We start from the raw sequence: 13831 nt of genomic DNA, 5'->3' as shown, positions 1-13831 counted from the left end.
TCGTTATTTTCGTATGGAATTACGAATTGAGAGACCATATTTGCAGTCATAATCGAAAAAAGAGTCCTGATCGATCACAAGAAACTTCGTTTTTTTCCAAAGTGGATCTGCTCTCCAGACTTGAAACTCTTCCTCTACGTGCCCATCATGCTGTTTGCATGCCTCCCACAGATTCAGAGGAATCTGAATAAAGCCGCCTCTAAGCCCTTCTGACATCGGCTCATCGATTTTTGCAGAAGCGGACAGACACAGGCTTGAAGAAGTACAGGGTTGATAAAAGTCTTCGCATAAATGGGCCAGGACGCATGCAGTGACATTTTGTTCGATATCTCTGGCACTGGCATCTCTCAGTGTTCCGCACTTACTCAGCTGGCCCAAAGAGCATTTTTCCCTTTCACCAAAAGTGGGCATTTTCAGCTGAACTGCACTTGCCTTATTCCTTTCCTTAGCCTGATCTGCTTCAAATTCGATTTTCTTCAATCCAGCCAGTTCGCCTTCAGCCTCTGCAGTTTGTTCGCTGTAGACATTCCGGAGCAATGAAGGTATATCTGCTGGAATATGGAGTACTTCAGGAAGCTGCATTTCCGTTCTAAGCAGCAGCCAGTCTGCATAGACCGATTCATAATTCACAGTCTGTAATGCAGAATCCGGAATTAAGATGGACATTCTGGGAATTTTCAGAAGCACCGGTCGTGATCTTCGAACGTGCCGGTGGAGACGACCTGCTCTCTGAAGCAGAAGATCAATGGGTGCAATTTCCGAAATCAGAAAATCAAAGTCCAAATCGAGCGACTGCTCAATCACTTGAGTTCCTATCACAACAGTTCTGTCTCTGTCTTTTGCAGTCGACTGCTTTCCACATTGATGAACCGTTTCTTCTTCAATCTTCGCTCGATCTGCATCGGTAAATCTGGAGTGAATAACTATAATTTTCAGATCCGGGCAATTATCTTCTAGAACTCGGCCAAAATTCTGAGCCTTTCTTACCGAATTAAAAATTACCGCACAACAGCCGCCTTCCAATAATGCGTTACAGACACGTTCTGCCGTCTTTTCAAACTCATCCATCTTGGAATCATACCGAATCTGTTCCAGATAAATCGTTCTGGACTGTCCAGAATCAGATAGTGAATTCGAATAAATCGTGCTTCCATCCGACCAGATCAGAGAAGGATATGCGGTACTCTCGTAAGCGGCCAGAGGTTGATCATCTATAGATGTATCGAGCATGCTGCTTCTCCCTTTCATGTAGCTGCGGATCAATGTCTCCTTATACCCTGGGGGAAGAGTAGCTGACAATAAAATGACAGGCACTTGGTAAATCCCCATCCACTCCAGCATTCGATAAAGAGATGACTGCATATACACATCGTAAGCATGTACTTCGTCGACAATTACTGCTTTTTCTGCTAGCCCTAAATGTCTGAGCATTACATGGCAAATATCAAGCACGCTTTTAAGTCCCTGATCTACCGTTCCGATGACAAAGTCGGCCAGCAAACTGGTTTTTGGCCGTTCTGTCCAGTCTCTTACTAATAAATGGGATTCTTCTGTTCCATCCGAATCCACATTTCCATTAACCAGCTTCATTTTGTAAGACTGATAGTCTTTGTTAAAACTTGCTTTTCCATGAGCAAGCCGGAGAGAGCCTTCTCCAGTTCCTGTCTGTCTTCCAGCCCATCTGGCGAAGCGGTCAAAAAGTCCATTCGCACTCGCCTGACTGGGAAGTGCAAAATAGATTCCATTCCGCTCTGTCTTTGCACACATCACGGCGGCCATCGCTAAAGCAGTTTCCGTTTTCCCACTTCCCGTCGGCGTTTCCAGAATTGCGATTCCCGGCTCTTTAATCGCCGAAACGATGGAAAGCACCTCATGCTGCATAGGATTGGGTGTGAGCGAAAACATGGTTTCAAATCCAGCATCATCCAGCTCTGTTTCCTGAAATTGAGGAGAATCCAAAAATCCAATGGAACTTATACCCTTTTCCCACCGTTCTGGATACACCTCAACACGGTCTTCTTTTCTGTCATCAATCAGGGAGAAATACCGCTCATCAGAAGCCAGCCAGTCCGCCTCTACCAGAAGACCGCTAAGAATCATCAGTGAAGGTTCAGTCAGATATGGAAGACCTTTTTCGTGGAGACATCCGGTCGCACGAAGCGCTGTTTTGCAGATCTTCTGCATTCTTTCTGTCCATTTTTTGGGATCTCCGTCAAACACAGCCCGTCTATAATCTCTTCTTAGATCAACTGAATCGTAGAGTCTTTCGGAGAGTATTTTTCCATGATGAGCAGCTACGATCGAAGCGATACCTTTTGGAATTTTAAGTTTCCCCTCTGGTGAATCAAACTCCATTTTGGCCAGCTGAATTGCTCCGCAGAGTGCATGATGAGCAGCTTCCGTCTGTTCAGCACGAGAATGGTTATTCGAAGAGGAGCGACCACAGCAACAATACAAGTGTTCTTGTTTTCCAATTTCGCAATTCTCCAAAATTTTTCTCTGAAATAATGCACTCTCTTTTCCAAGATCATGGACAAGGGCTAAAAACAACGCGGTTTTGCGAATACTTCTTCTTTTCTCATCTTCCGTATTTCCTGTCCCTTCACGGACAAGAACTTTCATTAAACCTTCTGGGAGTGCATACGTGATCAGCCAGTACATTACAGCCGCTGTATCCGCTAAATGCATCCAAAGAGGTAAAAAATGTTCTCCTTTTCCTTTGCCAAGAGCGTCGGAGCAGGCCTCTTTTAAAGCTGGCAGCTCTTCAAAAATGCGTTTCATCTCAGCTTCAGCCAGCAGATCTACTCTGTACTTCTTCATTTCTTTCTCCTTTTTGTAGGGCAGTCCCGATACCGCCAGACTCCATATGAACCGGATATTCGAAGTAATTTTCGAACATTCTAAGGCTGTTTAACGTTTTCTTTTTGATGACCTTTCGTATCTATTTTACGGACAGTCCCATACGAAACTGGAAACAGAAAAAAACAGGCGCAGAACGAATCCGATTTCTGTGCCTGCCTTTTTATCAAACGATCATAGTCTGCTGATTTATTTCAGTTCATTCAACTGCTGGTGATCGGGTGTCCGCCGCAGCTTCAGAAGTGCGTTATTGAGCATGCGTGCAGCTTCGTTCACTTGTTCCTGATCAGCGGCTGCATCGTCATAAACGATCTGCGCAGCGCGGATCTGGCTGTTCCACTGCTCCAAATTCTGACCTTCGAGTGCGTAGTCGGAAAGGGTGAGCCCTTTCGCCTTAGTCAGCACTGTGCTGAGCTGAGACTTATCAGCGCTTGCTGGAGTCGGATCTGCAGTTTTCGATCCAAATACCTTTACTTCCCAGACACTGATCGCATTTCCCGCCGCGTAATGATTCATCGCATTGTAGACGAATTTGATATAGCGTTTTCCTTCCGCCGGCGTATCAAAGACTATGGTATCCGTCGGGCTCATGGTCGAAGCATCCGCTGGAAGACCGGCGCCTTCTTTAATGGGTGTCCATGTTTCCTTATCGTCCGATACCAGAATGTCATAATCTGTCGCATAGCATTTCTTAAAGAATTTCGTCTCGATCTGCGTCAGAGAATAGGTTCCTTCCCCCAGATCGATGACAAGCCTCTGCGGTGTCTGCGTCTGATCGGCAGCGGTTCCCGACTTCATGACAGGAGCGCTCCAGCGGTTATCTTCTGAAGTATCATCACCATCCACGGCTTTGTCGGGGAGCCAGCGTCCTTCAACTTCCGTTCCAGATGCTTCCACCGGTCTGGAAAGAGCCAGGTTGACGACAGGTGCGACATTTTCCAGAGTTAAGGTAATCGACGCGGTATGATTTGCCGCATTGCTCAGATCCGAAGTGAGAGCGAGCGCCCCAGTAATCGTTACGGTTTTCGGCTCGGAAGTATCAAGACTCTTTGTCTGCCAGTTCACGGGTACAGCTCGTTTGGTTCCATCCGACAGCGTTACCGTTACCGTTGCCGGCAGCGGAAGATTAGCAATGGCCGTACCGGCCGGTGCAGTAATTGCCGCCGCCTGCGCTACCCCGGTAATCTCCAGTTTTTCTGGCGCTTCCCCAGTCATCACAATCTCGTAAATTTTCGGTTTGGGCTGATCGGCGCTCCAGTTTACACGCACACGAAGGGCTTTCTTTGTACCATCGAGCGCAAAGCGGTTCACCGATTTTTCCAGAGTTCCCAGATCTGTCCACTCTTCATCCCCTTCATAGAGGACTTTAACAGCTGCATTGGAGAAGTTTTCCGCGTCCTGCACGATAGTCAGAAAAGGCAGCTCGGTCTTTTCAGGAATGACATACTCAAAGGATCCTGCCGGTGCTTTCGGTTCAAAGCAGGTCGTCAGATCGTTGTCTGCTGCAAGCTGCATATTTTCTTCCGTACCTGTAAACAGAGACGGAACATCTTCCGGAAGCGGTGCGTCATTCAGTAAAATCTCATGCAGTTTCAGGAAGGCAGACTGCTCCGTTGCTTCCTCTTTGGCACTGTCCGTAACATCGATTCGAATGTAACGAATCCGCGATCCGTCACTTGTCGTACGCTGATAGCGCAGCGCGCTGTCAATTACGGTCTGATCATCCGCGGCATTGACAGTCATGACTTTTTTCCAGTCTGTTCCGTTGGCGGAAACCGAAATATCGCCATGGTAAAGACGCGGACGATTTTCTGCCATATAAATCGAAAGCGCGTTAAACGGCAGTTCACGGCCCAGATCAACGCTAATGCGCTGCCCCGCGGCCTGATTGACGCTTGTCCATGCATACGTCGTCAGGTTTCCGTCGGTCAAAGCAGACCAGGAGCCCTCTTTGAGCGGCAAATCGGAAGTAACCGTCGGAACTACCCCAGTCGTTTTCATCAGGTTCAGGGCAAAATCAGCCGGAAGCACAACTTCCACATTCGTGGTATTTCGTACCCGCGCAAAACGAACGGTCTCTCTTCCGGAAATCGTCTCGCTGCTCCAGGCTGTACCATCCAGCGAGTATTCCAGAACGCAGCCCGATGGGGCCTGTGCAGCCTGCAGGCTGGAAATGAAGATCGGATCGGTCAGCTTCACACCGATGGACTGACCCGCCTCAAGAGTCAAAGCGGAATTTGTTTTCAGCGTGACTGTGCTGTCTGTCGATTCAATCGAAGCTGAACCGGCATTTTCCTGCGTCGTATAAATTTGTGCAGGGGTGTTAGCGGACTTATTTACCGTGAACTCGCGAACGCGGGTCCAGAAATCGTGCTTGTTCGGGTTGTTCGGGTCTGTAAATCCAGTAACGCGAAGTCGAATGTAGCGGGCGCGAACATCCAGATTTTTGCGTACGATACGGCTTTCGTTGATATTTTCTTCAATCGGTGTCCAGTTTTCGCCGTCTGCAGAGTATTCAAGAGTGGATTCGTGGAAGCGGTCATGATGCGTATCCGTTTCGCCCTGAATAATTTCCACATCATGGATATTCAGCATACGGCCTAAATCGAGACCATAGTAGTCACCAGCGGTCTGGACACTATTCCAGGAAGCAAACGTCGTTTCATCGCCGTCGATCATTTTTTGCGTATTGGTGTTTTCTCCAAAGCTGGAAATTACAGAAGGCGTAAAGCCGTCGTAGTCCGGATTCAGGTTGAGCAGGATTTCATTGGACATTTTCGTCAGCAGATTCTTCACAAACGGATAAAGTCGCTTCGATCCGCCCTTAGCCGTCTTATCGGCATATTCGCGCGGACTGTTATCGTCCCATTTGGCGAATTCTTCGTTGGCTTTGCTGAGGTGAATCCAGGCGTTTTCCATATCGCCTGCGCTGAACGCCGTATAGGCATCCATGGCCGCGATGCCGGCTTTCGCCACCGCGTCGAGCGAATTGAGCCACGGATTCAGATCCGAAAGAAGCGCTTCGCTTCCGTTGGCTTTCATATCGGCAACGGCTGCCGTAATGGCCTTGAACTCGTCATACACGGCCGCAAACTCTTCAGAACTCTCTGCGGGAATTCCGCTGTTCAGTCTGTTCTGAAGCGTTTCCAGACTTTCTTTCAGGTCTTCCGATTCCGGGAAACCGCCTGGATAGCGTCCGGAGTCCGGACAGTTCGACAGATGTCTTGCCACAACCGCATAGCTGTCTGCCACTTCCGGTTCGATGTACTTAAAGCTGTTTTTCCAGATCGTATCGACGTTCTCGGAAAAGTTCTGCGTATTCCACAGCCAGCTCATAAGCTGGAAATAAGCGACCTTATTCGCTTCCGGATAATTGACCGGATTGGACATCAGACCTTTTGTATGCTGGAGATTATCGGCGGTCGAGAAATAAAAATCGATATTGCCGAGATAAATACCGGCTTTATCGTGCTCGGAGCACGGATAGTTGAGCCAGTTGACGATTTCATGACCGGATCGTTCGTAGACCCAGTCAATATCCGTCTGCGTTACTGGGCAGTTTACGCGTTCTCCTGTCCAGTACAGAAGAATATCGTCGTCGAGATTATTTTTATAGGCGTTCAGCTCATTGGTAACTGTGGCTTCCGCTGCCCAGGTCCGGTTGTAGTTGATCGGGCAGTAAACCAGCGGTCCGCAGTCACCCTTTGCTTTCAGCCAGGCGTTTACATCGTTCAGAAAGAGCGCGATATCCGCGGGGGCTCCGCTGTTGTAGTCATCGTTCAAAATGTGGAAATCGCGTACGCCGATGTCATACAGCTGCTGGAATTTTGCAAGCAGTGCAGCCAGCCGCTCCTGATATACACCGTAGTTTGCACTGTCTCTTTGCGGCGAAGCACCGTTTAAAAAGGCCGATTTTCCGGCATGGAACGACCACGCATAGCGAACCTTGCTGGCTTTGGCCACATCGACAAGGTGCTTAATCTGATTGAGCTCTTCCTGCGGATACTGCGCTTGCCAGTTTGAACCGCCGTGATACGGGTCGGTCTTGGACGCGAAGACATACATATTGCCTTTTACCTTGCGCAGAAAGCGAATCTGCGTCTCGCGGCCTTCGTAGCTGAATCCGCCGTAAAAGCCTTCGATAAATCCGCGCAGTTCCTTATCGGCATAGTCTTCAATCGATACTTCCTTAAGCTGATTGCCTTCAAAGGAAGAGAACATCATTTCCAGCGAGGACAGACCGTAAAAAGCAGCATCGGTGTCCTTGCCCACAATCGCAATTACGCTCGTGTTTCCATCCTGATCGACATCAAGCGCGTAGGCGTCGGTCTTTTCAAACAGATCGGCACTCAGCTGTTCGTTGGCATCAAACCAGGCATCAGCGGCACCGTTGGAATCATGAACGCCCAGAAGAATGTTCGTCTTTCCGCTCACAGCTTCACTTCCGGTTGTGGCGGTCAGTCCGTTTTCTTTCAGGATTTCCTGAAGATAGTCTTTGGTGTACTGATCAATATCATTTTCATAGACAACGTTCACCTCGTTTGAAACGGTGAACTTGTCCGATGCAGGATATTCCACAGAATGCGGAATCGGATAGATTTCATAACGATCTGTTTCCGGCTCTGCTTCCGGCGTTTCCACAGCGAGTACGGGTGCAGAAGGAAGCGGCAGCATCGCTGCGCTGACCAGAGCCGCAAGCAGACGCGAGGTATATTTTTTCATCCCAATATTTCCTTTCTCCTTTGAAACGGGCTCCCCTTTTTGCCCGAACGGGGAGTTTATTTCTTTTTTAGTTTACCAAATACGTCGTAAAAAAAGCGGTCATCCTGTATGCGTTTTCATGCAGACTGACCTCTGTTCGTTTTCCCGGTCTGTGGGTTCAATCGCTTTCGTCTTCTTTTTCCCTTGCCAGACTTGCAAAGCGTTCTTCTTCTTCGCGCTTTTTTTCCCGCGCCGCCGTTTCGAGCAGGCGCCGGATTTCGCTATGCCGCTCGCTGTCTTCCCAGGCGCGCACCTGAGCGAGAGCGGCTTCTTTCTGGCCGTCGGCTTCCATCAGACGAATATAAAAATGTTCGTACAGATCGATCCGCTTTCGGTTCTTTTGAATCTGGGCACTGTCTTCGGCATGGAGCGCACGAATTTTCTGATCGTAGTCGTCGATCAGATCAAAGCGCAGATCGCCGTTTCGGATATAACCCATCAGAACGTCGAGCAGTTCATCCTGAATGATCCAGTCGCCGTTTGCCATCGGCAAAATCGTATCGCACAGCTTTTCAAACGTTTCGACGCGAATTCCTCTGGCCATATACATGGAACAGGCGGTTCGATACAGCTCTGTCCAGGTCAGATTCATTTCTTCCAGTCAGCCGCTCCAGTAGTAAGACCGTTCATCCACAACACAGAGCTGCCGGGCGATTTCCAGATACGTCTGGCAGGCGAGATCGTACTCTACGGCTTCTTCTGGCATGAGGGGCAGTTCTTTGAGAATGCTTTTCATCTCATTTTTCATTTTGGTGCGGGTCGCGCCGCGGCATCTTCTCCAGCCCAGCATCCGGTCGATCAGTTTCTCCGCCTTGGTTCGAGCCTTTTTGACATCTATGATTTTCGCTTTCGCGTCAGGTGGTTCCTTACCTTCCGCCACGGCTTGGATATAGAGATCAAACAGTTCTTTTTCCTGCTTATCCATCCGTTTGAAATACGTCAGGATCAGCTCATCCTTTTTCGCACCGTCCATGCTTTTGAGCAGACGCTTTCGTTCGGTCAGTGTCATACGTTTTTGCCAATCAAAAGCCGGTATCGTTCATCCCTTCTGAGCGTCTCTTCCCTCAGAAATCGGCTTTTCGCCTTTCTATATATTGTGTACGCCTCTTATTTACTGGATACGTCTTGCGCATGGAGTACTTCGGCCAAATCCGCTTTTGGCATTCTCCTCTTCTTTTCTGTTTCAATCCATTCGTCCAGACTCAGCGGCTGATAGTCCGAACGCATGCAGAAGCAGTTGATCATCTGCAACGGAATCTGCGCGATTTCACCGGTTCCGATTCTGGCATGCGTCTGTCTGGCGATATAGTCGCAGCACACATCCAGATTGTCCTGATCGTGGGTGTTATGAATATGTCCATATAACATCCACGTCGTCGGCGTTCCCTGCTCGTCCGTTCGATACTGCCCGTTGTAGCAGATCATCGGATAGTGCGAAAGAACGACCTTTCTTCGATTGTCATGCAGTTCCGCATAGTCCTTGATCCATTCAAAATGACTCGGATCAAAGGTTTTATCTTTCAGATACAGGTCATGATTGCCCTTGATCAGAAATTTTCGGCCATTCAGCCGTTCGAGCAGTTCATTCGTCTGCTCTCCGTTTCCCCACGAAAAATCCCCCAGAATTACGACTTCATCATTTCGTTTTACCTTCTGATTCCATCGTTCAATCATATATTCATTCATCTCTTCTGCACTCTCAAACCCGCGCTGATCCATTTTGGTCAGCAGCGAGCGGTGAAAGAAATGACAGTCCGCGATGTAGTAGCGCATCGTTCAACCCCCTTAAATTTCTGGATGACCTCCATCTGCCGGTTTGTACGGCTTCCTGGCGCCTGCTCTTGGGCCGGCGACCTGTCTGCATCCGGTTCTATCCTACCGTTTTGGACAGGAAACTGCCGAATTATCCCCTTCTCTTTGTACCGGCGAGCCTGCTCAGCCGGTTCATTTTTCTTTTTCGTTCGACAGAAAAAGCGGCTGTTCAAGCCGCCACATGTGTACAGATGGATTTTCAGGCTGCGCGCTTTTGTCTTCGAAAACTGTCCAATGGGAAATTTATGGTCTTCAGAAAAGTCCAATCCCAGTCTATGTCGATATCCACTATATATAGAAAGCGGATATAGAAAGCGAACGGTTCTCTTTCCCATTTTCGTACTTCTTTCGCCCTTCACCCGGACGCCGGATTTACTGCCCGGATGTGCTCAGCTTCTCTTTTTTTTCCTGCATCTTCTTTGCGGTCCAGACATCGATCCGATCGAGAACGCCTTCGAGATCTTCGAAATTCCGGCCCAGGGAAAGCCGGACATACTGATCCATTCCAAAGCACCAGCCCGGAACGAAGAAAATACCGGTTTCTTCCAGAAGTCCTTTCGCAAATTCCCGGCTGGACAGCCCTTCGGGAAGTTTCAGAAAGGAAACCGTTCCCTTGCGCGGCAGCTGGCAGGAAAACCACGGAGATTTTTCCAGCCACTTCGCCAGAATTTTCTTGTTCTCGGCGATTTTCTTTTTGGAGCGTTCGAGTATTTCCTGACGGTGGTGCAGACCGGCCCAGGCCGCTTTTTCAGAAAGCGGTCCGGCACAGATCAGCGTATAGTCACGGAACACATTAATCTGCGCGATGAGTTCGGGGCAGGCTTTCACCCATCCCAGTCGTACGCCGGCCAGACCGAACAGCTTGGAAAGCGAAGCGGTGCTGACGCCTTTTTCATACACATCGCTCATGGCGCATTCGTCCGCGTCGTACTGCCGGTACACTTCATCGCAAAGAATCCAGACATCGTATTTTCGCGCCAGATCGCGCAGACGCAGGACCTCTTCGCGATTGAGCCAGGTCCCGGTCGGATTGTTCGGCGAGGCGAACACCATCAGGCGCGTGCCCTTCTGAAATTCTTCTTCCAGCGCCATCCAGTCGAGCGTCCAGCCGTCTTCAATGAGCGGCAGTTCGCTGACGGTGCATCCAAGCCAGCGGGGATAATCGGAAAACTGCTGGTAGCCCGGCGTGATGGTCACTACATGATCGCCCGCTTTCAGCAAAATGTTCATGACCAGTTCATTGGCCTGAAGCGTCCCGTTGGTCATGGTCAGCGTTTCTTCGCGCTGGTCTTCATATAAAGAAAGGATTTCCCGACGAAGAGCGGGATCACCGGTAATCCATCCGTAATCCAGAACGAGACCGTTAAAAAGATCCGGTTCAAACGCCAGCAGTTCCTCCATGCCCATCGGCAGAGCCGATGTGTCGGTCATGTTGAAACGCGCCTGACGTTCATAGTCGTTCATCCACTGTTCAGTCAGAAAATCCTTGATGTTCATAAAATTCCTTTCCTGCAGGGCGGTTCCTGATCAGGAATAGAAAACTTTGGACAGGAACTCTTTTGCCCGTTCACTTTGCGGGTTTGTGAAGAATGTTTCGGAATCCGCCTCTTCCACGATCTTTCCGGATTCGAGGAAGACAACACGGGTGCCGACTTTGCGGGCGAAGCCCATTTCGTGGGTAACCACGATCATGGTCATGCCCTGGGCAGCCAGATCCTGCATAACTTCCAGTACTTCCTTGATCATTTCCGGGTCAAGAGCGGAAGTCGGTTCGTCAAAAAGCATGATTTCCGGATTCATGCACAGCGCTCGGGCGATCGCCACACGCTGTTTCTGTCCGCCGGAAAGCTGGTTGGGATAGCTGTCCCGTTTTTCGAGCAGGCCGACTTTTCCCAGATATTCGAGCGCCACTTTTTCGGCTTCTTCATCCGAACGCTTCAGAACCGTCGTCTGGGCAAGCTTGCAGTTGTCGATAACGGTTTTGTTCGGGAACAGATTGAAGTGCTGGAAAACGAAACCCATTTTATTGCGCAGCTCGCGGTATTCCGCCTTGTTTTTCGGATCCATGCGCTTGCCGTCAAGAGTAACGGATCCTTCATCCGGTGTTTCCAGACCGTGAATGCAGCGAAGGAACGTCGACTTGCCGGAACCGGAAGGACCGATCAGGCAGACGACTTCGCCTTTTTTGACCTGAAGGGAAGCATCGTGCAGCGCATGCAGCTTTCCGAAGTTTTTGGAAAGATGGGAGGCATCGATCATGATGCCAGAAGCTTTCGCTTCGTTTGTTTTTGGATCAGTCACTTACAGCCATCCTCCTTTCCAGCTTTCTTGAGAGCCAGCTGATGATCAGCGTCATGAACAGGTACATGATGCCGGCCACGATTAGCGGAACAAGATAGTTATAGTACTGCGCACCGAGCGTCTGCGCGTTGCGCATCAGTTCGCCGGCACCGATGCAGCTGGCCAGAGAACTGTCCTTGATCAGGGTAATGAACTCGGAAACCAGAGGCGGAATGATGCGCTTGAACGCCTGGGGCAGAATGACCTGAAACATCATCGGCCAGTAGGAAATGCCGAGCGTTTCGCACGCTTCCCACTGTCCTTTGTCAACGCCCTGAATACCGGAACGGAACAGTTCACACTGATATGCACCGGAGTTGAGCGACAGAGCGGTCAGCGCCACCGCATACACATCCATGCGAACTCTTACCCCGGTAATCATCCGGATCAGAACCGGAATGCCGAGATAGAAGAACATGATCTGCAGAAGCATTGGCGTACCGCGGAAGATTTCTACATATATGCTGCAAAGCCAGTTGAGAATTTTAACCTTGGAAAGACGGCCGGCTGCCAGCAGGATACCGATTACCATGCCGATCAGCAGAGCACCCAGGGCTAAAAGCAGCGAAATGCCGGCGCCTTTGAGCAGGAAAAGCAGGTTTTCCTGGGTGAGAATTTTTTCCATTCGTCAGGGCATCTCCTCACTTATTCGGCGTCTTTGTCCGCCGGAGCGAACCATTTTTCGGTCAGAACGGTGTATTCGTCACTTTCCTTGAAGGCTTTGATCGCCTCGTTGATTTCATCCATCAGTTCCTTGTGGTCTTCTGTGGAGTAGATGATGTTTTCTTCATCCATCAGAGCGTCGCCGATGATTTTGAAATCGCCGTTGGCTACGTACTGGTCCGCTACAGCCTTGTCGATGACAACTGCGTCGATGCCGTGTGCTTTCAGGTTTTCCATCATGAGGTTGGCATCGGATACGGCCTGTACCTGAGCGCCTTCGATCATGGCAGCGGCTTCTTCGCCGGTAGCTCCCTGCTGAGCGCCTACCACTTTGCCGTTGAGATCGTCAGCGTTAGTGAATTCGGAATCCGAAGCGACAACGATAACCTGTGCGGAATCGTAGTAGGAATCGGAGAAGATACCTTCACGGTCTTCATCGTAGGTGAAACCGGAAATGCCGAGGTCGATCTGGCCGGCCTGCAGCGCGGAAATAATGGTGTCGAAGGAAAGTTCTTCGAACTTGTAGGTGTAGTTGTGTCCGTTTTCGTTGAGATAGTTGAAGATCCAGTCGGTCATATCCGGGTCAAAACCGATGATCTGGTTGCTGGAATCCTTGGATTCATAAGGCGGATAGTCGGGGGAAATACCAATGAGGATTTCCTTGGCGTCCGCTTTGGCCGCGGTGCTGGAAGCATCGGCCTTGCTGGATGTTTCGGCCGGTGCGGAGGAGCATCCGGCAATGCCGCAGGCGAGCAGTGCGCTTAATGCGATCGATACAGTCTTTTTCATTTTTTTATTCCTTTCCTGGGCATCGGCCCATATAGAAGATCAGAATCAGGAAGCGGTCCGATAAAAAAAGCGTCCTTTCGAAATTGACGAAAGGACGCAGATTATACGCGGTACCACCTTACTTCCCCGGCAATAGCCAGGGCTCTTTCATCCTTAACGCGGATTACGGCGGGGATTAGTCCGCACTCCAAGACACGTTCAAAGCTTTATCCCTGACCGCTTTCACCAGCCGCGGTCTCTCTGCAAGGTTCCGGCTTTTACTACTTCTCTTCTTCGTTTTATGCAACGATTTAAACACAAGGCCCTTCAAAAGGCAAACCCGGACGAGCGGCTTTTTATCGGAAAAGAGCGTTTAAGCGTTTTTTTCATCGTTTTTTTTCTTGATTTTCAGGACTGGTTTCCCATTTTAGTTTTTCAGGGCCTGCAGCGGAGCCGGGATACGGCCGCCGCGGTTGACAAACACGCTGTTTTTCTCCTGATTGACCGGCATAACCGGGCCGCTGCCCAGCAGTCCGCCAAAATCGAGAACGTCGCCGACTTCCTTGCCGATGGCCGGAATGATGCGTACAGCGGTGGTTTTCGTGTTGACCATGCCGATCGCGGCTTC

10 protein-coding genes and 1 other annotated feature are annotated in these 13831 nt (G+C 49.8%); all 10 genes read right to left on the bottom strand.

Features of this window, described 5'->3' with window-relative positions; translation table 11 throughout:
* Positions 1 to 3: 3 nt before the first annotated feature.
* Positions 4 to 2820, bottom strand: a complete 2817-nt coding sequence (cas3, locus tag ACLUYS_RS00705) for a CRISPR-associated helicase Cas3' (protein ID WP_412658657.1) — start codon at positions 2818 to 2820, stop codon at positions 4 to 6.
* Between the two features lie 228 nt (positions 2821 to 3048).
* Positions 3049 to 7581 (bottom strand): beta-N-acetylglucosaminidase domain-containing protein, encoded by a 4533-nt coding sequence (locus ACLUYS_RS00700; RefSeq protein WP_412658656.1) that lies wholly within the window; start codon positions 7579 to 7581, stop codon positions 3049 to 3051.
* A gap of 157 nt (positions 7582 to 7738) precedes the next feature.
* A complete protein-coding gene (locus ACLUYS_RS00695; RefSeq protein ID WP_412658654.1) occupies positions 7739 to 8212 on the bottom strand; it encodes a hypothetical protein in 474 nt (157 codons plus the stop codon).
* Between the two features lie 9 nt (positions 8213 to 8221).
* Entirely contained in the window at positions 8222 to 8629 is a 408-nt protein-coding gene (locus tag ACLUYS_RS00690) for a hypothetical protein (RefSeq protein WP_412658652.1), read from the bottom strand.
* A 98-nt stretch (positions 8630 to 8727) separates the two neighbouring features.
* A complete protein-coding gene (locus ACLUYS_RS00685) occupies positions 8728 to 9393 on the bottom strand; it encodes a metallophosphoesterase (protein ID WP_230268099.1) in 666 nt (221 codons plus the stop codon).
* A 411-nt stretch (positions 9394 to 9804) separates the two neighbouring features.
* Positions 9805 to 10929 carry an aminotransferase class I/II-fold pyridoxal phosphate-dependent enzyme gene (locus ACLUYS_RS00680; RefSeq protein WP_288338736.1) on the bottom strand — a complete coding sequence of 375 codons (1125 nt, stop codon included), beginning with the start codon at positions 10927 to 10929 and terminating at the stop codon, positions 9805 to 9807.
* A gap of 30 nt (positions 10930 to 10959) precedes the next feature.
* Positions 10960 to 11691 (bottom strand): amino acid ABC transporter ATP-binding protein, encoded by a 732-nt coding sequence (locus ACLUYS_RS00675; protein ID WP_230268116.1) that lies wholly within the window; start codon positions 11689 to 11691, stop codon positions 10960 to 10962.
* A gap of 34 nt (positions 11692 to 11725) precedes the next feature.
* Entirely contained in the window at positions 11726 to 12397 is a 672-nt protein-coding gene (locus tag ACLUYS_RS00670; RefSeq protein WP_230268101.1) for an amino acid ABC transporter permease, read from the bottom strand.
* A gap of 20 nt (positions 12398 to 12417) precedes the next feature.
* Positions 12418 to 13224, bottom strand: a complete 807-nt coding sequence (locus tag ACLUYS_RS00665) for a transporter substrate-binding domain-containing protein (RefSeq protein ID WP_230268102.1) — start codon at positions 13222 to 13224, stop codon at positions 12418 to 12420.
* A gap of 87 nt (positions 13225 to 13311) precedes the next feature.
* Positions 13312 to 13507 (bottom strand) — a binding site (T-box leader).
* 123 nt (positions 13508 to 13630) lie between these two features.
* Positions 13631 to 13831, bottom strand: a 201-nt coding sequence (locus ACLUYS_RS00660) for a DUF711 family protein (protein ID WP_412658649.1), incomplete at its 5' end; no start/stop codon positions are given.

The organism is Allobaculum sp. (genome assembly GCF_047010065.1).
GTDB lineage: Bacteria > Bacillota_I > Bacilli_A > Erysipelotrichales > Erysipelotrichaceae > Allobaculum > Allobaculum fili.
This window is presented reverse-complemented; position numbering and strand designations above follow the sequence as displayed.

Coding starts and splice junctions, on each gene's coding strand:
- cas3 (WP_412658657.1), bottom strand. CDS start 2,820: ATGAAGAAGTACAGAGTAGATCTGCTGGCTGAAGCTGAGATGAAACGC.
- ACLUYS_RS00700 (WP_412658656.1), bottom strand. CDS start 7,581: ATGAAAAAATATACCTCGCGTCTGCTTGCGGCTCTGGTCAGCGCAGCG.
- ACLUYS_RS00695 (WP_412658654.1), bottom strand. CDS start 8,212: ATGAATCTGACCTGGACAGAGCTGTATCGAACCGCCTGTTCCATGTAT.
- ACLUYS_RS00690 (WP_412658652.1), bottom strand. CDS start 8,629: ATGACACTGACCGAACGAAAGCGTCTGCTCAAAAGCATGGACGGTGCG.
- ACLUYS_RS00685 (WP_230268099.1), bottom strand. CDS start 9,393: ATGCGCTACTACATCGCGGACTGTCATTTCTTTCACCGCTCGCTGCTG.
- ACLUYS_RS00680 (WP_288338736.1), bottom strand. CDS start 10,929: ATGAACATCAAGGATTTTCTGACTGAACAGTGGATGAACGACTATGAA.
- ACLUYS_RS00675 (WP_230268116.1), bottom strand. CDS start 11,691: ATGATCGATGCCTCCCATCTTTCCAAAAACTTCGGAAAGCTGCATGCG.
- ACLUYS_RS00670 (WP_230268101.1), bottom strand. CDS start 12,397: ATGGAAAAAATTCTCACCCAGGAAAACCTGCTTTTCCTGCTCAAAGGC.
- ACLUYS_RS00665 (WP_230268102.1), bottom strand. CDS start 13,224: ATGAAAAAGACTGTATCGATCGCATTAAGCGCACTGCTCGCCTGCGGC.